At 51.4% G+C, this 22,522-nt stretch carries 10 protein-coding genes; all 10 read left to right on the top strand.

Going from position 1 to position 22,522, the window contains the following annotated elements; translation table 11 throughout:
* Positions 1 to 311 precede the first annotated feature (311 nt).
* The 10 genes from NST45_RS23255 (at position 312) to NST45_RS23210 (ending at position 22,504) form a co-directional block, all read left to right on the top strand.
* On the top strand, positions 312 to 5,366 hold the full coding sequence (locus NST45_RS23255; RefSeq protein WP_081388163.1) for an S-layer homology domain-containing protein: 5,055 nt from the start codon (positions 312 to 314) through the stop codon (positions 5,364 to 5,366).
* A gap of 179 nt (positions 5,367 to 5,545) precedes the next feature.
* Positions 5,546 to 7,369 (top strand): sensor histidine kinase, encoded by a 1,824-nt coding sequence (locus tag NST45_RS23250; RefSeq protein ID WP_076215491.1) that lies wholly within the window; start codon positions 5,546 to 5,548, stop codon positions 7,367 to 7,369.
* Entirely contained in the window at positions 7,362 to 8,882 is a 1,521-nt protein-coding gene (locus NST45_RS23245; protein ID WP_036684924.1) for a response regulator transcription factor, read from the top strand. The genes NST45_RS23250 and NST45_RS23245 overlap by 8 nt, the downstream gene beginning before the upstream one ends.
* Positions 8,883 to 9,056: 174 nt before the next feature.
* Complete coding sequence (locus tag NST45_RS23240; protein ID WP_036684926.1) at positions 9,057 to 10,559, top strand: ABC transporter substrate-binding protein; 1,503 nt, start codon at positions 9,057 to 9,059, stop codon at positions 10,557 to 10,559.
* A gap of 99 nt (positions 10,560 to 10,658) precedes the next feature.
* The gene (locus NST45_RS23235) at positions 10,659 to 11,588 is read left to right on the top strand and encodes an ABC transporter permease subunit (protein WP_036684959.1); all 930 of its coding nucleotides are present in this window, start codon (positions 10,659 to 10,661) and stop codon (positions 11,586 to 11,588) included.
* Positions 11,589 to 11,612: 24 nt separating this feature from the next.
* Complete coding sequence (locus tag NST45_RS23230) at positions 11,613 to 12,536, top strand: carbohydrate ABC transporter permease (protein WP_036684927.1); 924 nt, start codon at positions 11,613 to 11,615, stop codon at positions 12,534 to 12,536.
* Positions 12,533 to 14,827 carry a glycoside hydrolase family 3 N-terminal domain-containing protein gene (locus NST45_RS23225; RefSeq protein WP_076215494.1) on the top strand — a complete coding sequence of 765 codons (2,295 nt, stop codon included), beginning with the start codon at positions 12,533 to 12,535 and terminating at the stop codon, positions 14,825 to 14,827. Before NST45_RS23230 ends, NST45_RS23225 begins: the two co-directional genes overlap by 4 nt.
* A gap of 4 nt (positions 14,828 to 14,831) precedes the next feature.
* Positions 14,832 to 17,990, top strand: coding sequence for an alpha-mannosidase (locus tag NST45_RS23220; protein ID WP_076215501.1), 3,159 nt, complete (start codon positions 14,832 to 14,834; stop codon positions 17,988 to 17,990).
* Between the two features lie 36 nt (positions 17,991 to 18,026).
* A complete protein-coding gene (locus NST45_RS23215) occupies positions 18,027 to 19,346 on the top strand; it encodes a glycoside hydrolase family 125 protein (protein ID WP_076215504.1) in 1,320 nt (439 codons plus the stop codon).
* Positions 19,343 to 22,504 carry a beta-galactosidase gene (locus NST45_RS23210; protein WP_256721523.1) on the top strand — a complete coding sequence of 1,054 codons (3,162 nt, stop codon included), beginning with the start codon at positions 19,343 to 19,345 and terminating at the stop codon, positions 22,502 to 22,504. Before NST45_RS23215 ends, NST45_RS23210 begins: the two co-directional genes overlap by 4 nt.
* Positions 22,505 to 22,522: the final 18 nt, after the last annotated feature.

Here is a 22,522-nt window from a genome sequence, read left to right as displayed (position 1 = left end):
GATATCGATCCCTGCTGGCGCGATAATCTTTAATTTATCCAGCATATCTTTAATTTTGCGGCTATTTGTAAGGAAAGATCTGGGTTAGATTAGGGTGGACTAATCAAAGTAAGACAGGGGGGTTGCCGACAAATATGAATGCGCTTGCACATATGTGGTTGGATACAGAATGTGCAGGCAGAAGAGGGTAGGAGCGGCAGAGGGACGGGATAACAGAAGTAATCTACTTGCTGTTCGGCGATATACTGAGCACACATTACGCTTCATGGATGAGAGTAACCGAAACAACTACAGGACGAGGAGAGTGGAAAATGAACCTTCACACCGGTAAAAAGGCGCGTCGTAAGCTGACATCAGCTGTTCTGGCGGCAGCTTTGCTAGTTTCAGGACTTCCCCTAACGGCTTACGCCGGCGATACGTGGCCTTTTACAGGAGACAGTGCGCCGGGTGCCAATCAGCCTAATGTACATGGATATACGAGCAGCCATATTGCGAACTGGAGTCCGGCAACTGATCCGGATGCAGAGCTGTTGAGATCGCGGGTGCCGCTGCAGAAGCGGAATGCCCCATTTGCTGCAACCCAAGCTAACCCAGCGCTTAGCGCAGACACACAGATGATCAACGTTGCTGGCGACTACGGGAATGCTTTTATTGAGAACGCGCCGTATACGAACAAGTTTGCGCAGTATCATTTTAACTTTTGGCAATATATTGATTACTACTCCTATTGGCACGGTACAGCAACTGCGTACACCCCGCCGGAATATTATGATGAATTGGCCCAGAAGGACTGGCAGCAAAAATGGTTCGAATTCGGCATGCTGAATATCCCGAACCCTACCTACACCGATGCAGCGCATAAGAACGGCGTGCTGTCATTGGCGGGAATCTTTTTTTCCAATAATGACCGTGGACAGCAGACGTACAAACAAATGATAGTTAAAGACGAGAATGGTAATTTTCCGGTGGCGGATAAACTGATCGAGATGGCCGGATATTTCGGGTTTGACGGTTATTTTGTAAATCAGGAAGAGATGAATCCGAATGTCGCGACCCAGGATATCCCCGATTACATCGCTTTTATGAAGGTGCTGCAAGAGGGCGGCCTATATGTACAGTGGTATGACTCTCTGAACACCAATACCGGTGCTAATACGTTCGCCCGGACGATTAATGATACCAATATCTCCTTTTTAGTGGATAAAAGCACCAAGGAACCCGTCTCCAATTCGTTTTTCTTCGACTACGGGGCTGGCAATACACAGATTACCAACGCGGCTAATTACTTAAGCAATCTGAATGCCAGTCTGGGAACAAGCTACAACTTGTTTGACGTTGGTTTTGCAGGGCTGGAAGCAGGCCGCGACCGGTTCAAGTCCGTTAACGGAACAGCGTTGATGAACAAGCTGGACAGCAATGGCTTGCCACGGCTCAGCTTGGCTACACTCGGTGCGGACTTTGTTCATGCCGGTCTGGATGAGGATATGAACTTGTCCTACCCGGTCTCGCACAGATCCGAAAATGACTACCAATGGATGACAAAACTGCGTGAGCAGCTATGGTGGTCAGGCCCGAACGTGGACCCTAAGAATACGGTCAAATCTGCAACCAATACCGTTTCCGATGTTTATGCCGACAACCGTTACTGGCCGGGAATCTCCTCCGTCATTGCGGAGCGTTCGGTAATTAAGGACAAGAACTTTTATACCAATTTTAACACTGGACAGGGCTTGTCCTATTCCGTGAACGGTGAAATATCGAACCCGGATGAGTGGTCTAATATGAGCCTGCAGGATATCCCAGTGACTTGGCAGTGGTGGCAAGATACTGCTGGCAATAAGCTTACTGTAGATTTTGATTATGGACCGGAGTACAACCTTGCGGGTACAAACCGTTACAACTATGAGCAGATCGGTGCGTATAACGGTGGCAGTTCACTGGTGGTGAACGGCAATCTGAATGCGAAGAACTTCTTGCGTCTGTACAAAACAGAGCTGGAGGTCAATGGCAACTCCAAGCTGTCGATCAGCTTCAATAAGCCATCTGCCACGGATGCTTCGGCGATGGCGGTAGGACTCATCCTGGCTGATGATCCGAATACCGTAGTAGAGGTCGCTATTCCAAACAGTGGTCAGCACTCGGAAGGTTGGGTGACAAAGGAGTTGGACCTGAGTGCATACGCGGGTCATAATATTGTAGCCCTTGGACTGGTCTTCGATCCCGGGCAAGGAACAGCGTCCACCTACCAGATGAACGTCGGACAGCTGCGCGTTTATGACGGGTCTGCCGTAAAGCCCGCAGCTCCTGCGGAATTAACAGTTGCGGAAGCTTTTACAGATACAGGTGAAATGGTTGTGAAGTGGAAGCTAGATCCCGATTACACTAAGATCAAGCAATATAATGTGTACGTGAATGATGTATTTATGGGCGGCAAATACGATGAGGTGTTCTATCTGAAGCATCTCCCGGTGAAATCTGGAACCCTTAAAGTGGTTGCAGTGGGTGCGGATGGAGTGGAGGGTGAAGCGGCATCGTTGGCTTTTGATCTGGATGCGGCGGTTTCCGGAGTGAAGGTGGATTCAAGCGCGGACGGGGAGTTGACTGTGAACTGGACGAACTCCGCCCAAGCTTCCGGTGACATTACCGTTCGAGTGCAGTCCTTGAATTGGATTACGACATCCGAACCGGTGTCACAGCAAGTGGTTGTCCCGGCAGGTGCAAGCACTGCGCTGTTCACGGGGATGCCGGTAAACGGCGATGATTACATTGTCACCGTTACCGCAGGCAACACCAATCCAGTCTCGGTCAGCGGCCGGTTCATCGACACGGTCGCGGAACCTTACGCGGAAGAATGGTCCTGGACGGACGGCAAGCTGAATCTGCCGATGCCGAATACCAGAGACTGGCGGTATATGTATGTGTATGAGGATGGGAATGCGAAATCTTTTGCCACAACGTATAGCTCTGGCAATAAGCCGATGATTATCCGTGGACGGACAACTAAGGCGAGCTTAAGCTTCACCTCGACGGCAAAAGTAGTGCATGTGGTGATGGAGGATTATGCAGGCAACCGCTCCAAACCGGTCTATCTGAAAGGAAGCTATCCCGTTCTCTTTGATGCTAATGGGGGTGAGCCAGCAAATACTGTGGCCGAGGCTGTATATGGCACTTTGCTCTTGGAGCCTACGGGCATTGACAGAGAGGGTTATGACCTGGAAGGCTGGTATGTTGGAGAAGGAGAAGGTGCGCGAAGATGGAATTTTGCCGAAGATCTGATAACCGGTGAGCTGAACTTGCAGGCGAAGTGGGCCTTGCAAGCTCCAAAGGTGCAGATCGTAGGGGAAGGCTCCTTTCGTGAAAATACGTCCGCGACACTAATGGCAGTTGCCACTGGCGCAGGGCAGCTGACTTATGCCTGGTATGCGGACACGGGCAGCGGTTATGGAGATGCGTTGGGAGTGTCCGCCTCCTATACTATCCCTGCTTTGACTACAGTGATGGATGGCGATAAGTACAAGGTCATCGTCACCAATGAATCTGGTGACAGCAGTGAAGCAGAGTACACACTTAACGTAACTCCGGCTGAAGCACCATGGGAAGCGCCTGATTTCATAACCGATCTTCCATCTGCACTTGATGTCATTACCGGTGAAGAGGTGAAGCTGTTCGTACAGATCCGCGGGGATGTGGAATCGATTCACTGGGAGACGAAGGCAGCAACCGCAGAGGAATGGACTGTGGCGGAGAGCGTGACTTCGGCGGTATACGCATTTACTGCTTCTGAAGCAGACAGCGGTACGCAGTTCCGTGTGGTTCTGACTGGAAAAGAGGGAACGGAACCGTCAACAAGAACCGGTAATGAACTTACGGTGACAGTACATCCGGCACCGGATGCGCCAATTATCACCGCTTATAGCGTAGATAAGAATCCGGCAGTTGCAGGTGATAAGGTGTCTTTTGCCGTAGTGGCTTCTGCAGTTTATGGCGAGTTAAGCTACCAATGGTTGAAAAACGGGCAGGCCGTTGAAGGCGCTGTGGAGCGTGATTATACGATTGCTTCTGCAAAAGAAACAGACAGCGGCGAATACACGGCCGTAGTCACCAACACCAAAATACTGAATGGCAGCCCTTATACGGCTGTTCAAAAGAGCGGGATTATTGATTTGGAGGTCCACAATACTCCTGTATCTACACCGCAGCCGACATCGGCTCCAGGGACAGGTACGGGAACTGGCGGAACGACTCCGGCAGCGACAGCAACGCCGCTTCCAAGTCCGACTAGTGCAACATTGACTGTTCCAGCAAGTGCACTCAGTACATCTACTGAGAACGGAAAAGTGACGGTAAATGTGCCGGCAGGCGTTACAGCTATCGAGCTGCCTGTAAATGCAGGTGAATTGCTAGGGATCCGTCAACTTGAATTGGCCGCCTCGGGCACCACACTTGGTATTGCGCCGGAATTGCTGGTGCAATTGAAGGCTCTGCTTAATGAAGCCCAGGCTTCAGGCAGCAAGATTCAGGTGAAGCTCAGCCCGGAGACTTTGAACATGAGCACACTGAAAGCAGTGCGTGGGGTGGTCTTGCGGGGTACGGGTATGACGTTTGATCTGAGCATCATCGCGGGGAATGGTACATCTAATCGTCTTCCAAGCTTCAGCAAACCAGTAACCATACAATGGAGTGCAGCAAATACGGATTATAATACTAATTTGCTTGGTTTATATGCTATTGCTGAAGGGGGTTCGCTTACCTATCTCGGCGGAGTATACGCGAATGGCTTCCTGCTAGGAGAGTTTAGCGGAACAGGCAGGCTGGCTGTGCTGGAGTACAATAAATCCTTCGCTGACGTTCCGTCTACCCATTGGGCTGCGGACACTATCCGCCAGCTGGCGGCTAAACATCTGATACAAGGCACTTCCGAAAATGGATTTGAGCCCGCCCGCAGTATTACAAGAGCGGAATTTGTGAAGCTGCTGGCTGGCGTGCTGGGACTGCAAGCTCAGGCGGAATTGAAATTTAGTGATGTGCCATCTGGTGTCTGGTATGAGCAGGACCTGGCGCGTCTGGTCCGGGCAGGTATTGTAGGCGGACGCACTGCTGAACACTTCGATCCGAGTGCGAACATCAGCCGCCAGGAGATTGTGACTATGCTAATGCGTGCCTATGTACTGGAGCATGGAGCGCTTCAGTCTTCAGCCCCGGCAACATTCACCGATTCCGGTGAGGTAGCAGCCTGGGCGGCAGACAGCGTGAATGCTGCGTCATCACTGGGTCTGGTGAATGGCCGCACGGACGGGAATTTTGTACCCGGTGGCTTGGCGACCCGTGCCGAGGCTGCGCAGTTCATCTTGAATTACATCCGGTAGATTATATAGTCCCACCCCGGTCTGCCCAAGGAGCCCTTTGCTCCATGGGCAGACTGTCTTTGCTTAGCGGAGGAATGCAAGCTTTTACCAGCCACAGGCAGGAAGCACCTCATGCTATACTTTATTCATAATGACAAGCAGCGAAGCTTAGGCTTCCCCCCTGCTGTAGGAGGTTGCTGATGTTTCCGGGGAAATTGTACAGAAAGTATCTGAAGAATAATCTGTTTATGAAAATCATCCTGCTCTTCTCAGTCATTGCCGTGGTCACCATTATCACCTTCTCTTACCTGATGTTCTTGCTCATGTCTCAGGCCGTAGTGCAGCGGCAGATGGAGATTCAGAAACGTACCGTGGAGAGCATCAACAGCTATATTGAGCAGAAATATGACTCTGTACAGTCTATGATGCGGGACGTGTACCGGGACACGGAGCTGACTGCTAATACGTCGTATTTGCTGGAGCACCCGTATGAAGATTACGTGAGGTACCGGCTGGACCGGTATTTCAACGAAAGTAATGCTACGACGGATACCGTGCAGTTTTTTCGCAATCAAGTTGAAGATGATCCTGATATCCGCAGTTTAATGCTCTACAGTGCAGCTGAGCAGCAGTTGTATGTCTATAACGACCAAGGCAAATTTCAGATTATTTCCACTAATGCAGCCCATTCTTTTGTACCGGATGCGCTGTATCTGGAGGAGGAAGGCAGTGTCACCGCTCCAAACACTTGGGTCAGTCAGGCAATCTCATCTCCGGAGGGGCCGATGTTTACGGTTCGTACCCCGGTCAATAACAAGATATCACTGCGCAACATTGGTCAGCTTCTAGTCTATTTTGATGCCAGCGAGGTCTGGGGGAGTATGGGCAATTATAAGGATGACTTCAAGGGAAAGATTCTGGTGCTGGCAGCGGATGGGGATGTGTTATTTGATACCTCGGGCACTTATTATGGAAAGCGCTATCCTTATCCCGAGCAGATGAATTCCGCCTATACAGATGGTGAAGAAGTTGGCGGGATGATCATTACTAAGCAGACTCATACCCAAGGCGGATTTACTGTGTTGAGTGCTGTGCCTAAGCAGGAATTAGCCGCCACCTATAGGGGATTGCGGAACATGATCTTCATTATCTGCTTGATCTGCCTGTTGTTTGCGATTATTACGCCCACTTTATTTATCAATAATTTTGCCAGACGGACTCATAAAATTATCAAGTTCACCCGCAAAGTGAAAAACGGTGACCTGGATGCCCGGATTACCGATGTCAGAGAAGACGAGCTGGGGCAGATCTCCAAGAGCTTCAACGACATGCTGGATGAGCTGAATCTTCATATAGACCGTGTGTTCAAGGCTGAAATCAAGCAAAAACATACCGAAATTGCCGCGCTTGAAGCCAGGGTAAACCCACATTTTCTCTACAATACCTTAGAGGTGATCCGGATGAGGGCCATCTCTCAAGGAGCTTCAGATGTCGGGGAGATGATCTACAGCTTGTCGGTGTTGTTCAAAAGCTATGTTCACAAGAAACCCAAGCATACGATGAAGGATGAACTAGAGGCCTGCCGTTTATATCTGGAGCTGTTCCGCATCCGTTATAAGGATAAATTCTCTTATACAATGGAATGCGGGAAAGAGCTTACCGGAAGAGTTGTACTCAAAATGTCGCTGCAGCCCATCATTGAAAACTACACTCTGCATGGGATGCGCGTGGACAAGAATGATAATCACATCAGTGTGGCTGTGGCCAAGGATGGCAAATATTTGCGTGCGGTAGTTACAGACAATGGGCGGGGGATTGCCCCGGACAGATTGGTCCAGCTCAAAGAAGGTCTTTTGCAGCCAGATGAACAATCGGAATCATTCGGCCTGCGCAGTATTCATGAACGTTTGAAGCTGCTTTATGGCAGTGAGTATGGCATTGAATTACAAAGCGAAGCGGGTACCGGCACAACCGTGACTGTGTATTTTCCCGATCTGGGAGAGGATGATCCAAACCATGTATAAAATATTCATTGTGGACGACGAGCCTTTTATTATCGAAGGATTATATGACATTGTGGATTGGGCAGCACTGGGGATGGAGATTGTCGGCCACGCCGAGAACGGCCAGGAAGCGCTGGAGTCGTTGCGGTTTGTCCCAGCGGATATTCTGATTACGGATATTTCCATGCCGCTGATGAACGGACTGGATCTGATCCGGGCTGTGCGGGAGATTCAACCGGAGATCAAAGTTGTTATCCTCAGTGGTTATGATGAATTTGGATATCTTAAGGAGGGAATGGCGCTCGGCATTGAAAATTATCTGCTCAAGCCTATTAATTTGCAAGAGTTCCGGGCAACATTAGTAACTGCCGCCGAGAAGCTGGGTGTCTCCCGCCAAGAGAGTCAATTCAATGCGCATAGTATTTCCATTCTGCGCGATAATGTGATGTACCGTTGGTTGCGGTGCCAGATTGGGCCGAAGGAATTCAGCGAACGGACTGATTTTCTGGGACTTAGACTAGATAAGCCGCTGGTGCAGGTAGCTCTGCTTCGCCCTGAACAGGACGCTGCCGAGCTATTCCAAGCGGTGGAAGAGGTTGTAGGCGGTAACCCGTCTTTGATTGCATTCCGGGATATGGATGGAGATACCGTGCTGCTGCATCTGCTTAGTGAGTATCAGCAGGGCAAAGAAGCGGTGGAGAGGCTTCATGCGCAGCTGCTGTTATCCCTAACTGGCGGTCCGCCAATGCGTCTCTCCGTAGGAACGGTGGAGGAGATGGAGGAGGCTGCGGCTCAGAGTTATGCCCATGCAAAGATGACTCAGGAATATTTCATGCTGTTTCCAGAGCGGAATCTGCTGCATTATGAGGAAGTTCAGGACAGGCATGAGGTTGCTGTCCAAGGTATGCCGCTGAATTGGGAAGATGATCTCAAGCTGATTATGGCGAAGGATAAGGAAGCGCTGCTGGTGCGGATCCAGGATCATTTTGAGCAGCTGCGGCAAATGGAGGGGATTACACCTGTGCTGCTGCAAGGCATTGCCATGGAATGGTTGATCCGCTTCAAGATGCAGCTGCAGGAGATCCGTCATGTGGAAGAACCGGAGCTTTTCGCAGACGGTTTTGGCCTCATTCGCTCCACAGTTTCCATAAATGAACTAACTCAGATTATTCAGGAAGCCGCTACCATTACGGTAGACGCCTTAGTTCGGGACGTAAAGAGTCCAGTCGTGCAGCAGGTGCTGAATTATATCCATGAGTCCTACAATGAAGATGTGTCACTGAAGACCCTCGGTGCCCAATACCATATTCACCCGGTGTATTTGGGACAGCTGTTCCATAAAGAGGTGAATGAGTCATTCACCGAATATATCAATAAATACCGGATTGAGAAGGCGAAGGAGCTGTTGCGGAATACCTCACTTAAAGTTCATGAAATCGCTCTCAAAGTAGGTTATTGGGAGACTGGATATTTTTACAAACAATTTAAGAAGCATGTCGGGATATCTCCTACGGAGTACAAAGGGCTTGTCTAGCGGCCCCCCGCTGCAAGCTTTTCTTTATTTTCTACATGATTTATTTAGTTTATCTTCTGTTTGAAAATGCTTTCATAAATTACAGTAAAGATAGTCCTTGAAGGAGAAAGCTGCTGGTTTAATTCCGGATTAGGCCAGCGATCTTGAGGTAAACAAAGGGGAGGTTATATAGGAATGGGCAACAACAAAAGAAAAAGGTTTTCCCTGTTACTGACATCACTTATGGCATTCTCGCTTGCGCTCAGCGCATGTGGCGGCGATTCAAACAACGCGGCAACTAACAGTTCAGGAGCGGGAGGCGACGGTGCATCATCCGAGAAACCAGTCGAACTGATCTGGTACACGATCGGCGGACCGCAGAAGGATCTGGACCGTGTCGTGGAAGAAGTCAATAAGTACACTAAAGAGAAGATAAATGTCACCCTGAAGATGAATATGATTGATTTTGGTGATTATACACAAAAAATGCAGGTCAAAGTAGCCGCTGGTGAACCCATGGACATTCTCTTTACGTGCTCTTGGGCGTTCGATTATGTGCAAAATGCCCGCAAAGGCGCTTTTATGGAATTGGACAGCCTGCTTAATGAATATGGAAAAGGCATCGTAGACACGATTGATCCGGCGTTCCTGGAAGGTTCCAAGGTAGATGGACATAATTATGCCGTTCCTGCCAACAAAGAGCTTCCGGCGCAAGAAGTTTGGCGCTTCAATAAAGAGCTGCTCGACAAATATAACCTCGACATTTCCGGGGTGAACACAATGGAAAGCATTGAACCACTGCTGAAGACGATCAAAGAGAATGAACCGGGCATCACGCCTTACGCTATGGTGAAGGATTTCATGCCAGTGCTGCCGTTCGACTACATCATTGAAAAGATGCCAATGGCTGTTTATATGGACACGAAGGATTACAAGATCGTGAACATTCTGGAATCCCCAGAACTCAAAAGCACTCTTGAAACCGTTCGCAAATATTACAAGGCAGGTTATATCTCGCCGGAAGTAGCAACTACAACTTCGGTGGATGATCTATATAAATCTTCGAACTGGTTCATGGATCGCGCGGCTACCCAGCCGATGGCGGACAATCTGTGGTCGGCAAGCTACGGCTATCCTGTAGTTTCCACGCCAGCTGGCAAACCTTACATCTACAACTGGTCCGTTATGGGTTCGATGCAAGCCATCTCGGCTAACTCCGCATATCCGGAGAAAGCGATGGAGTTCCTGAACCTGCTCAACACCGATCCGGTGCTGCGCAACATGATTGACTCCGGAATCGAAGGCGTGCACTACGAGAAGACTGGTGAGAATTCCATGAAGAACCTGGATGAATCCAAGAACTATGACATGCCAACCTTCTCGCTGGGCAATATCATGATCAACTATTTGAACGAGGGTGACCCTGAGAACAAATGGGAAGAGTTCAAAAAGTTTAATGAATCCGGTGTAAATGCACCGCTGCTTGGTTTTAACTTCGACACTTCTAAGGTGACCACTGAAATCGCTGCGGTTCAGAACGTAAAAGAAGAATACTGGTCACCACTGATGACTGGAACCGTTGATCCTGACGAGTATCTACCGAAAGCTATTGAGAAATTCAAGGCAGCTGGATTGGACAAAATTATCGCTGAAGCGCAATCGCAAATTGATGCCTGGAAAGCGTCCAACAACAAGTAAAACATCAACGTAAGAGAAGATCGGGGCAGGGGCGTGGCCTCTGACCCGGTCTTTTTTTGAAATATAAGGACATACAGGAGGGATCTAAGTGTGAAGACAATCAGCGGATTTATAAAAAATATTATGAATAACAAGATTATGCTGCTCATGGTTTTACCAGGTGCGCTTTGGTTTCTCTTTTTCTCTTACCTGCCGATGATAGGAACGATTATTGCTTTCAAGGAATACCGCTTTAGCCGCGACGGCTTCTGGGCGAGTATTATCAACAGCAAATGGGTGGGGTTAGACAACTTCAAGTTTTTGTTTACCACCAATGACGCGTACATCATTACCCGCAACACCTTGCTCTACAATGGAGCGTTTATCCTGCTTGGCTTGATCTTGTCGGTTCTGATGGCGATTGTGCTGTCCGAGATTGTGAACAAGAAGCTGGCCAAAGTGTATCAGACCGGCATGTTCCTGCCCTACTTCCTGTCATGGGTCGTGGTCGGCTATTTTGCATTTAGTTTCCTGAGCTCCGAACGTGGGATGCTGAACCAGATCATGGGCTTTTTTGGCGCAGAGTCAATTCAGTGGTATTCGGAAAAAGCCTATTGGCCGTTCATCCTGATCTTAGTCTATCTGTGGAAAGCGGTTGGTTACAACAGCGTAGTTTATCTCGCAGCTATTATGGGGATCGACAAGTCGCTGTATGAAGCGGCGATGATCGACGGAGCTAGTAAGTTCCAACAGATTCGCAATATTACACTGCCGTTGCTGAGTCCAATTATTACGATCATGACCCTGCTGGCCATCGGTAAAATCTTCTACGCCGACTTCGGTCTCTTTTATCAGGTGCCTCGTAATTCCGGTACGCTCTACAGTGTCACGAATGTTATTGATACCTATGTCTATCAAGGGCTCAAAACAACAGGTGAGATTGGTATGAGCACTGCCGCAGGTCTGTATCAATCGGTTGTCGGCTTTACGCTAGTGATGACCTCCAACTATATTGTCCGCAAATACAACAAGGATAGCGCTTTGTTCTAGAACCTCATGAAAGGAGTGGGCCATATGTCTTCCATTACTAAGACTAAAAAAGAACGTGATTTCCACCATCTCTCAACGCCCTGGAATATCACTTTTAATCTGATAGCCGGCATCTTTGCGTTTCTGTGCGTGTTTCCGTTTCTGTTCGTCGTGATCATCTCCTTTACCGATGAGGTGGCACTGGCGCGGGATGGCTATAAGCTGATTCCGGCAAAATGGAGTCTCGGCGCATACCGCTATGTGTTTGAATCCGGAGATATGCTGCTGCGTTCCTATGGTGTGACGATTTTTGTTACGGTGATCGGGACGATCATCAGCCTTTTGTTTATCGCATTTTATGCGTATGCCATTTCCCGGAAAAGCTTCCGTTACCGCAATTTCTTCTCTTTCTTCGCGTTTTTTACCATGCTGTTCAACGGTGGACTTGTGCCGACTTATATTATCGTTACGCAGTTTCTAAGCCTGAAGGATACGATCTGGGCGCTGATTTTGCCGCTGGCGGTGAATGCTTTTTACATTATGATTCTGCGCACCTTCTACAGCACGAGTGTGCCTGATGCCATAATCGAATCCGGCAAAATCGACGGGGCGGGCGAGTTCCGTATCTTCCTGAAATTGGTGTTGCCTTTATCACTGCCCGGTCTGGCTACGATTGCCTTGTTCAGCACCCTCGGCTATTGGAATGACTGGTTCAATGCGCTGCTGTACATCGACAACCCGAATTTAGTCCCGCTGCAATCGATGCTGATGCGGATCGAGACCAGTATGCAGTTTATTTTGCAGAACTCCCAGAACAGTTCGCTCAGTCTGGAAGCTCTTCGCTCCATGCCGCAGGATACATCGCGGATGGCGATGGTGGTGCTGGCGACAGGGCCGATTATTTTTGCTTATCCGTTCTTCCAGCGTTATTTCATTCAAGGTCTTACTGTAGGGGCTGTTAAAGAATGAGTTATACAAACCCGAATTTACCTGCTGAAGAACGGGCGGAGCATCTGCTCGGACTGATGACTTTGGAAGAGAAGGCCGGCCAGCTGATTCAGCCTTTTGGCTGGCAGGCCTATGAACATAGAGAAGGTAAGATGACCTTGACAGAAAGCTTCAAGGAGAAGGTTGCGGGGGGCGGCGTGGGCTCGCTTTACGGGATGTTACGCGCTGACCCGTGGACCGGTGTGACGCTGGCCACTGGCCTGTCTCCGCGTGAAGGCGCGGAAGCGGTGAATACGCTCCAGCGGTATGTGCTGGAGCATTCGCGGCTGGGCATTCCGGTATTGATCGGCGAGGAATGCTCGCATGGTCACATGGCGATCGGGGCCACCGTATTCCCGGTGCCCCTGTCGCTCGGCAGCTCCTGGAATGTGGAGCTGTATCGTGAGGTCTGCCGCGCCGTAGCGCTGGAGACACGCAGTCAGGGCGGCGCGGTTACGTATTCGCCGGTGCTGGATGTGGTGCGTGATCCCCGCTGGGGCCGCACCGAGGAGTGCTTCGGCGAGGACGCTTACCTGATCAGCGAGATGGCGGTTGCGGCCGTTGAAGGTCTGCAGGGGGAATCCTTGCAGAGCGGCGGCAGCGTGGGGGCTACGCTGAAGCATTTTGTGGGATACGGCAGCTCAGAAGGCGGCCGGAATGCCGGGCCTGTGCACATGGGCTGGCGTGAACTGCTGGAAGTGGATCTGCTGCCCTTCAAAAAAGCGGTCGAAGCGGGTGCAGTCTCCATTATGCCTGCTTATAACGAAATAGACGGCGTGCCTTGCACGACAAATACAGAACTACTAGAGGATATACTCCGCGAAGCATGGGGGTTTGAGGGTCTAATCATTACCGATTGCGGAGCTATAGAGATGCTGGCCTCTGGCCATGATGTAGCTGAAGATGGCATGGATGCAGCAGTGCAGTCAATGGAAGCCGGCATCGACATGGAGATGTCCGGGGAAATGTACGGCAAATACCTGGTGGCTGCCGTCCGTGATGGCAAGCTGGACCCGGCACTGCTGGATCGTGCGGTCCGCCGTGTGCTGACGCTCAAATTCAGGCTGGGCCTGTTCGAGCAGCCATATGCTGATCCTGATGCGGCTGAACGCGTCATCGGCAGTAAGGCGCATCAAGAGCTGGCCCGGCAAGTGGCGGGCGAGAGCATCATCCTGCTGAAAAATGAAGCAGGTGTGCTGCCATTATCCAAGACGGCCGGCACGATCGCCGTCATTGGCCCTAACGCCGATGCCGGGTACAACCAGCTCGGCGATTACACCTCGCCACAGCCTCCGGCTAAGGTAGCGACCGTGCTCAGCGGCATCCGCAGCAAGCTGGCTGCAGAGCCGGAGCGGGTGCTCTATGCACCGGGATGCCGGATCAAAGGCGATTCGCGCGAAGGTTTTGAAGCCGCGCTCGCTTGTGCAGAGCAGGCCGATACCGTTGTTATGGTCGTCGGCGGCTCCAGTGCACGCGATTTCGGGGAAGGCAGTATCGATCTCAAGACAGGCGCGTCCAAGGTGACGGAGAATGCCTGGAATGATATGGACTGCGGCGAAGGCATTGACCGGGTGTCGTTGACCCTGTCGGGAGTGCAGCTGGAACTGATCCAGCAGGTTCATCAGCTCGGCAAACCTGTGATCGTCGTTTATATTAACGGCCGTCCGGTGAGCGAGCCTTGGATTGACGAGCATGCACATGCCATTCTGGAAGCCTGGTATCCAGGCCAAGAAGGCGGACACGCTGTTGCGGATATCCTGTTCGGCGATGTGAACCCTTCCGGGAAGCTGACTGTATCTGTGCCGAAGCATGTGGGCCAGCTCCCGGTCTATTACAACGGCAAACGTTCCCGTGGCAAAAGATATCTGGAGGCCGATTCCCAGCCTCAGTATCCGTTCGGCTTCGGGCTTAGCTACACCGAATTTACGTACTCCGGCTTAAAGGTAGAACCAGAAGTAATTACGGCTGGGGAGACGGCTACAGTTTCCGTGGACGTTCAGAATACAGGAGACCGTGAGGGCGCAGAGGTGGTGCAACTGTACATTTCCGATGTCGCCAGTAAGGTCACCCGTCCCGCCAGGGAATTGAAGGCTTTTGACAAAATCAAGTTGGCTCCGGGTGAGAAGCAAACCGTGTTGTTCACGGTAGGACCGGAGCAATTGCAATATATCGGACCGGATTTAAGACCTGTTGTAGAGCCAGGAGCCTTTAAAGTGCTGGTGGGTAAGCATGTAAATGATACACTGAGCACCGATTTGACGGTGAGGGGGTAAAGACATGGAACGCATTAAACGCTTCATCCGCGAGCTCTCCGAGCAGCAATGGTTAGAGGTGGAGGAATTGCGCGATTGGGAGATTATGTCCTCGGTGTATCAATTGCCGGGACAGTATGACAAGCTGCAGCCTTACAAGGACGCCAGCAATTATGATCTCTTCCCGAGTGTGCAAGGAACGACCTATTTCTTCCGCCGTACTTTGGAGATTCCGGCTAACTGGCTGCCGGGCCACATCGGACTGATTTTTGCTTCAGGTGGGGAAGGGCTGCTGCGGGTGAACGGTGAATCGCGGCAAGGACTCGACCGCAATCATACCTTTGTGACCCTGACAGGTGATACTTCTGGCCGTCCGTTGGAACTGGAAATCGAACTCTTCGATCCGGTCCCCGAGCCGGTGGACCCATTAAATCAACAGGCGGTGATCCAGCCGCCGATTCGGCTGATCCACAGCCAGCTGGTGCTGGTGAACAGACCTGTGCAGAGTCTAATGTACACGGCAGTAGTGATTCGCGATTCGGCAATTCTGCTGCCTGAGCAGGACCAGCGCCGTAACCGGATGCTGGAAGCTTTGTATGTGGCGATGGATGAATTCGTTGGCCTTACCACGCAGGAGATCCGCGATGGTGGTGAGATTACGCGAATCGAGCAGAAGCTGCGGGGCAGAGTCGGGGAGATCGGCGGTCATGCCGAAGGAACAATCCACATGGTGGGCCAGTCCCATATCGATATTGCTTGGCTGTGGCCTGCGCGCGAGACCGTGCGCAAGACTAGCCGGACGTTCTCGACGGTGAATGCCCTGATGGACGAATATCCTGACTATCAATATGCGCAGAGCCAGCCGCTGCTGTTCGAATATTTGAAAGACAATGACCCGGTACTCTATGAGAAGGTCAAGACGCGCATCCGTGAAGGACGCTGGGAACTGGTCGGTGGAATGTGGATCGAACCGGATCTGAACATTCCGAGCGGAGAATCGCTGATGCGGCAAATGCTGTATGGCCAACGCTTTTATCTGGAAGAGTTCGGGCGCACCTCGCAGATTGAGTGGCTGCCGGATACCTTCGGCTACTGCGCCTCTCTGCCGCAGATTCTGCAGCATGGTGGAATCAAATATTTTATGACCACCAAGCTGGGCTGGAATGACACTAATGTCTTCCCTTACGATCTGTTCCATTGGGTCGGCATTGACGGCACACCAATGTTGTCTTATCTGAATCACGGGGTTAATGAGAATACGCTGCCCAAAGATGTGCATGAACACTATCAGTCCTTCCGCGAAAAAGATAAACATAACGAGCAGATGCTGCTCTATGGGCATGGTGACGGCGGCGGCGGGGTCACGCGCGAGATGCTGGAATATATCCAGCGTGCCGAGCTAATGGTCGGCCAGCCGGAAAGCAAATACAGTAATGCCGCGGATTTTTTCGCGGGCATTACGCACAGTCAGCCGCAGCTGCCGCAGTGGCGGGGCGATCTGTATCTGGAGCTGCACCGCGGCACCTACACTACGCACGGCCGCAACAAGCGGAACAACCGCAAGGCGGAAGTGTTGTACCGTGAAGCGGAGCTGTGGCAGACACTAGCTTCGCCGCAGCTGGACACAGAGCAACGCGCCGTAGTTGCCGGGCAGCTGCATCAGGGCTGGAAGCTGATTTTGTTGAACCAGTTCCATGATATTATTCCGGGCTCGGCGATTACCGAAGCTTACGAGACCTCGGAGAAGGAATACGCAGAGGTGTTTGAGCTTGGTCGTGTTGCGCTTCAGCCGGGGCTTGCGGCATTGGCGGGGAACATTAACACATCAGGCGAGGGCACACCTTACATTGTTTTTAATAGTTTGGGTTGGACGCGTGATGCCGTGGTCGAACTTGCTCTCAGCGAAGAAGGAGCCGCCTGCGGAAACTTTGCGGTGTATGGCGAGGATAACGTACTGCTGGAAGCAGATGTCCTGACGGAGGAGGCAGCAGTTTCTGGTGTCTCGGTTCTCGTTCCGGAGATTCCAGCCTTTGGCTACAAAACGATCTGGATTCGTGATCTGTCTCAGAACACATCCGATGAAAGTCATGCAGAATCTGCCGCTGCTGAACATAATCAAACAGCTGTAGGAGCTGTTCCCTTCGGCGACCGTTGGGAGACGGACTATTATCGTAGTACCTTTAACGAGCGGGGAGAAATCACCAGTCTTTTTGATAAAAAAGGAAACCGGGAGATCGTAAAATCCGGTGAGCCGGCGAATCGCTTCCACTTTTTCCACGACCGTCCTACGCTTTGGGATGCCTGGGACATTGACAACCGTTATGAAGCCCAACCCGCCGGGGAGGCTGAACTTATAGAAAAGGCAGTGATCCGCACTGGTGCGTTGCAGGATATTTTGCGCTTCCGCTGGAAGCTGGGCCAATCCGAGATTACTCAGGATATGATTCTACATCACCATAATCCCCGGATTGATTTCCAGACGCATGTAAGCTGGAACGAAGCCCATAAGCTGCTTAAGGTAGGGTTTCCGATTGATGTTGTGGCGGATAAAGCGACTTACGAGATACCTTTTGGTGCGCTGGAACGTCCGACCCACCGCAACACCAGCTGGGAGCAGGCGCAATATGAGGTTTGCGGGCACCGTTTTGCCGATGTATCCGAACGTGGATATGGTGTCAGTCTGCTGAATGATTGCAAATACGGCTATGACATCCAAGGCAGCACCATTCGTTTGTCGCTCCTGCGCGCGCCGAAATGGCCGGATGCTACTGCGGATCTCGGCGAGCATGACTTCACCTATTCGCTATATCCGCACCGTGGGGATTGGCGGGAGGCTCATACTGTTCGCCGTGCAGCAGAGCTAAATCATGAGCTGTATACTTTTGCCGCTTCATCAACACAGGGGCAGTTGCCGCCAACGGGCTCATTTATCGGATTCTCCGGTGAGCATGTGGTGCTGGATACGATCAAGCCATCCGAGGATGGGCAGGGGACTGTTCTGCGTTTCTACGAATCCTCGGGAGGCCGCGAGCGGGTTCAGCTCAAATGGCAGCATCCGGTTCAGAGCGTCTACCTGTCCAATGCTCTGGAAGAGCAGCTGGAACTGATCGAACACACGGCTGGCGGTGAACTGGAACTTCACTTTGCCCCTTACGAGATCAAAACAATCTACATCAGAAGTTAAATAATCACATCACAGATGCAAAGGAGCATAACTCACTTGGAACAATTCCGATTACCCAAAATAGCAATGCCCCAGCTACCGCTGCCGCAGGCTGTACAAGAAGTGCTTGCCGAAGCAGAGGAGAAGCTGGCACATCGCCCGAAGCTGTTGCAGCTGTTCAAGAATTGTTTTCCGAATACGCTGGAGACGACGACTAAACTGCTGGATGACGGAACCACCTTTGTGATTACCGGCGATATTCCGGCCTCCTGGCTGCGTGATTCAGTGGAGCAGGTAATTCAATACGTGCCTCTGGCCAAAAACGATCCCGATCTCCAGCGCATTATCGGAGGTCTTATCAAACGCCATATTCAGTATATTCATATCGATCCTTACGCCAATGCATTTAATGAGTCGGCCAATGACTGGCACTGGAACACTACGGATGTGACCGAGATGTCGCCATGGGTGTGGGAGCGTAAATTTGAGATTGATTCGTTATGTTTTGTCGTACGCCTCGCCTATACCTACTGGAAAGAGACGGGTCTGACTGATTTCTTCGACGCGGGGTTCAAGTCGGCCATGCGCCAGATCTTCGATTTGTTCAAAAGAGAGCAGCGGCATTTCGAGCAGTCTCCGTACCGGTTCAGCCGCAATAACGGCATTCCGGAAGATTCTCTGCGCAATAGCGGTCTCGGCATGCCGGTGAACTATACCGGAATGATCTGGTCGGGCTTCCGGTCCAGCGATGATGCCTGTGATTTCCACTACAACATTCCTGGCAATATGTTCGCTGTTGTCGCGCTGCGCCAGATGCAGGAATTCGCGGAGTGGGTCTTCCGCGACCTAGACTTCCTGGCTGAACTTAAAGAGTTGGAATTTGAAGTGGATCATGGCATCAAACTCTACGGCATTTATCGCCATCCGGAGTTTGGTCCGATTTATGCTTATGAGACCGATGGCTTCGGCAATTACTGCCTGATGGATGATGCGGGAACGCCCGGACTGATCTCCATTCCGTATCTGGGTTACGCTTCGTTGGATGATCCCATCTACCAGAACACCAGACGTTTCGCATTGAGCAAAGAAAATCCGTTCTATTACGAAGGCACAGCTGCCAAAGGGATCGGCAGTCCGCACACTCCGGAGAACTATATCTGGCACATGGCGTTGTCCATGCAGGGCATTACGGCTCAGACTGCCGAAGAGAAGCTGGAACTGATTGCGATGCTGGAAAGTACGGATGCCGGAACCGGATATATGCATGAAGGTTTCCATGTAAATGATCCTAGTGTATTTACCCGCAGCTGGTTTGCATGGTCTAACAGCTTATTTTCGCAGCTTGTCTATCGGGCGATGAAGGAAGGTATTCTGTGAGCGGGGGCCGTATCATCCTGTTCGCGGACCCGTCTTTTCCCGGGTATACCGCAGCGGGCGGACTGACCACAGAACAGGCACAGTCCATAGGATTACATCATACTGACTCTCCTGTTCATGCAGAACAGCTGGCCGAAACGCTGGACAGCGCCAAGGCCGGGGACTGCTTCGTTAGCTTCCATGCTCCATACTTCCCGAAGGAGGCTTGGCCTTCCATCGTCGCTTATTTGAGCAGAGGCGGCAGCTTGATCAGCATTGGGGGTGCCCCGTTTAAGCATCCAGTCCGCCTAGTCGCTGAAGAGTGGCGGATCGAAGCTGAGCAGACTGCCTATCACCGCCAGCTGCATATCCATGAAGCGCTGCGTGTGAGCAGCGCAGATCGCATACAGCAGCATGTTGCGCTTAGAGACATTCCGCTCTTCGTAGGTGATGAGCAGCTGCTGGCTCTGACGGATACCTGGAACCTGGTGCCGCATGTCACTAAAAGCAGTGACCTGCCGGAGCAGATGGGTTCCAGTGGACCTATGGACACGCGGATTTATCCGCTGCTTAAGGGCATTACCGCCGCCGGGCGGGAAGTTTCAGCTCCAGCTGTGCTGTGGGAGCATATCGGCGGGCCTTTTGCCGGTGGCCGCTGGATCTTCATCGGCCAACCGCTTACGCCTGACTTCTGGAATCAAGGCGGCACGGAAGCATTAACCCGCTGGGCAACTTTTGCCGCTCGGGGTGTAACAGAGCTGTGGCTGAAGCCTAACTATGCTTCTTATGAAGAAGGCGAGCGGCCGCTGCTGTTTATGCAGGGCCAGCGGCTAAGCCGCAGCCAATCGTCACCGACATCAGCGCAGTGGACCCTGAACATCACTCTGAGCAAAGACGGGGAGTCTATCCCATGTTTCACTCACGAGTGCAAGCTTGAGGTCAGTCGCGAGCTGAACTTCCTGCGTGTACCGCTTGCTGTAGAAATTCAACCTGGCCTGTATCATCTTTCTTGCCATGCTGTATCTGAAGAAGGCGAAGTGCGGATGTTGCGTCAAGGCTTCTGGGGATATGACGTGGGCTTGTTATCGCAGGGGGAAGCGATTAAGGCTGGAAGAGATTATTTTATCAAAGACGGTCAGCCTTTACCTGTTGTCGGCATGACTTATATGACCTCTGACGTAGCGCGGAAGTTTCTATTCCTGCCAAATGCTGATGTCTGGGATCGGGATATGGCACAGATGCGGAAGGCAGGCATCAACTGGATTCGTACCGGCATCTGGACAGCCTACCGCAATATTATGCAGGTAGACGGCCATGCCTCGGAAGAAGTGCTGCGGGCGATTGATGCTTTTCTACTGACTGCGAAGCGGCATGAGCTGCAGGTTACCTTTACGTTCTTCTCCTTTACGCCGGAGACTTGGGAAGGGACGAATCCTTATCTCGATCCGCGCAGTGTAGAAGCGCAAAAACGGTTCATCCGCTCCATCGTCGCCCGGCATCGCACGACAACCCATGTCGATTGGGATTTGATCAATGAACCGTCAATGTTTGATCCGCCGCGGATTTTCTCGGACGGACCGAGCTCGGCGCGAGATAAATATGAACGCGCTGCTTTCTCTGCTTGGCTGGAAGAACGCCATGGTGATATAACTTCGCTGCAAGAGCGCTGGAATATGACGCCGCTGGAATTGCCGGATTTTGCGGCTGCACAACCTCCTGAGCAAGAAGAGATTAACTTCAGTGTGCAGGATATTCATTCTGGGAAGCGCGGCACGCGTTGGCTCGACTACTGCCTGTTCTCCATGGACATGCACAACGTATGGGCAAGGGAGCTTAGCGGCACTATCAAGGAACTCTGCCCAGATCATTTAGTGACTGTAGGGCAGGATGAGGCTTTGGGTGCCCAGCGGCCATCGCCGTTCTTTTATGAGCGCGATGTCGATTACACCACTGTTCACAGCTGGTGGTTGAATGACAATCTGCTTTGGGATGGGATTTTTGCCAAAACCCATCACAAACCGAACCTCATCCAGGAGACCGGCATCATGTATGTGGAGACGCCAGACGGACGGGCTAAACGCAGTGAGGAAGAATTGCGGGCCATGCTGGAGCGCAAATATGCCTATGCGTTTGCTTCTGGAGGTGCCGGGGCTGTGCAATGGATCTGGAACACGAACTTTTATATGGATAATGCCAATGAATCGCAGATCGGTGCGCTGCGGGCCGATGGGACTGAGAAGCCGGAAGCGGATGTGTCTTATGATTTTGGGCGGTTCATCGGCGAAGCGGGGGGGTTATTTGACGGGCGGAAGCTGGAAGAGATTTCCGTGGTTTTCCCTTACTCTAATGACTTCTCGAACCGGAAGCTTACCTATGATGCGACTACCCGCCTGACACGGATCTTATCTTATCAGCTTCATTTGCCTTTCCGCGCCGTATCGGAATACGATCTGGCTCCGCTGGAGGCAGAGCCGGCTAAGTTGATTCTCCTGCCGAGTGTGCACAATCTGGATAATGACGCCCTTCAGCACTTGCTGGACATAGTGGAGCGTACAGGTGCCGTTCTGCTCATTACTGGAGCATTGGGTGTAGATGCATACTGGCAGCCTTCGGATCGTATGGACGCAATAGTAGGAGTCCGTAAACTTGGCAACATGCGCCGTGAGGAGCAGCTTCTATTGAACGGACGCAAGTTTGCCGTGTCCTACGGACAGAAGCGAATCGCGGAGCTAGTCAAAGAAACGCCAGCAAATGCAGATGTTGATTCGTCTAGCTCAGGAGGTGTAGGTGATCACCTCATCGAACGCCAGATTGGCACAGGTCGCCTGATCTGGTGCCCGCTACCTTTAGAACTGAATGACCGCGACGAGCCAATCGCCGCGCTCTACCAATATGCTGCACAAGCCGCAGGTATCGAAACCGAGCTGGAATGGATCAGCGGTGGAGACCTGCCAGGTGTGTACGGGCGAAAGCTTGCTTTTGCAGAAGGTTCATTGTATATCTTCGTATCTGAATACGCCTGGGATGCCGAACTTGAAGTAAAAGATCCTGCAACTGGAGCTCATTACTCATTTTTACTGGAGAAGGAACGTTCGGTGTTGTTTGCAGCTGATTCAGCGGGCAAGCTGGTAGCTGTCTATAGACCTGAAGAGGTTAACATTACGCTTAATAAATGCTGAAGAACTGAGGTGTACACA

The organism is Paenibacillus sp. FSL R7-0163 (genome assembly GCF_037969975.1).
In the GTDB taxonomy this organism is placed as follows: Bacteria; Bacillota; Bacilli; order Paenibacillales; family Paenibacillaceae; genus Paenibacillus_AQ; species Paenibacillus_AQ odorifer.
The sequence above is the reverse complement of the archived record's forward strand: the minus strand, read 5'-3'. Positions and strand labels throughout refer to the sequence as shown.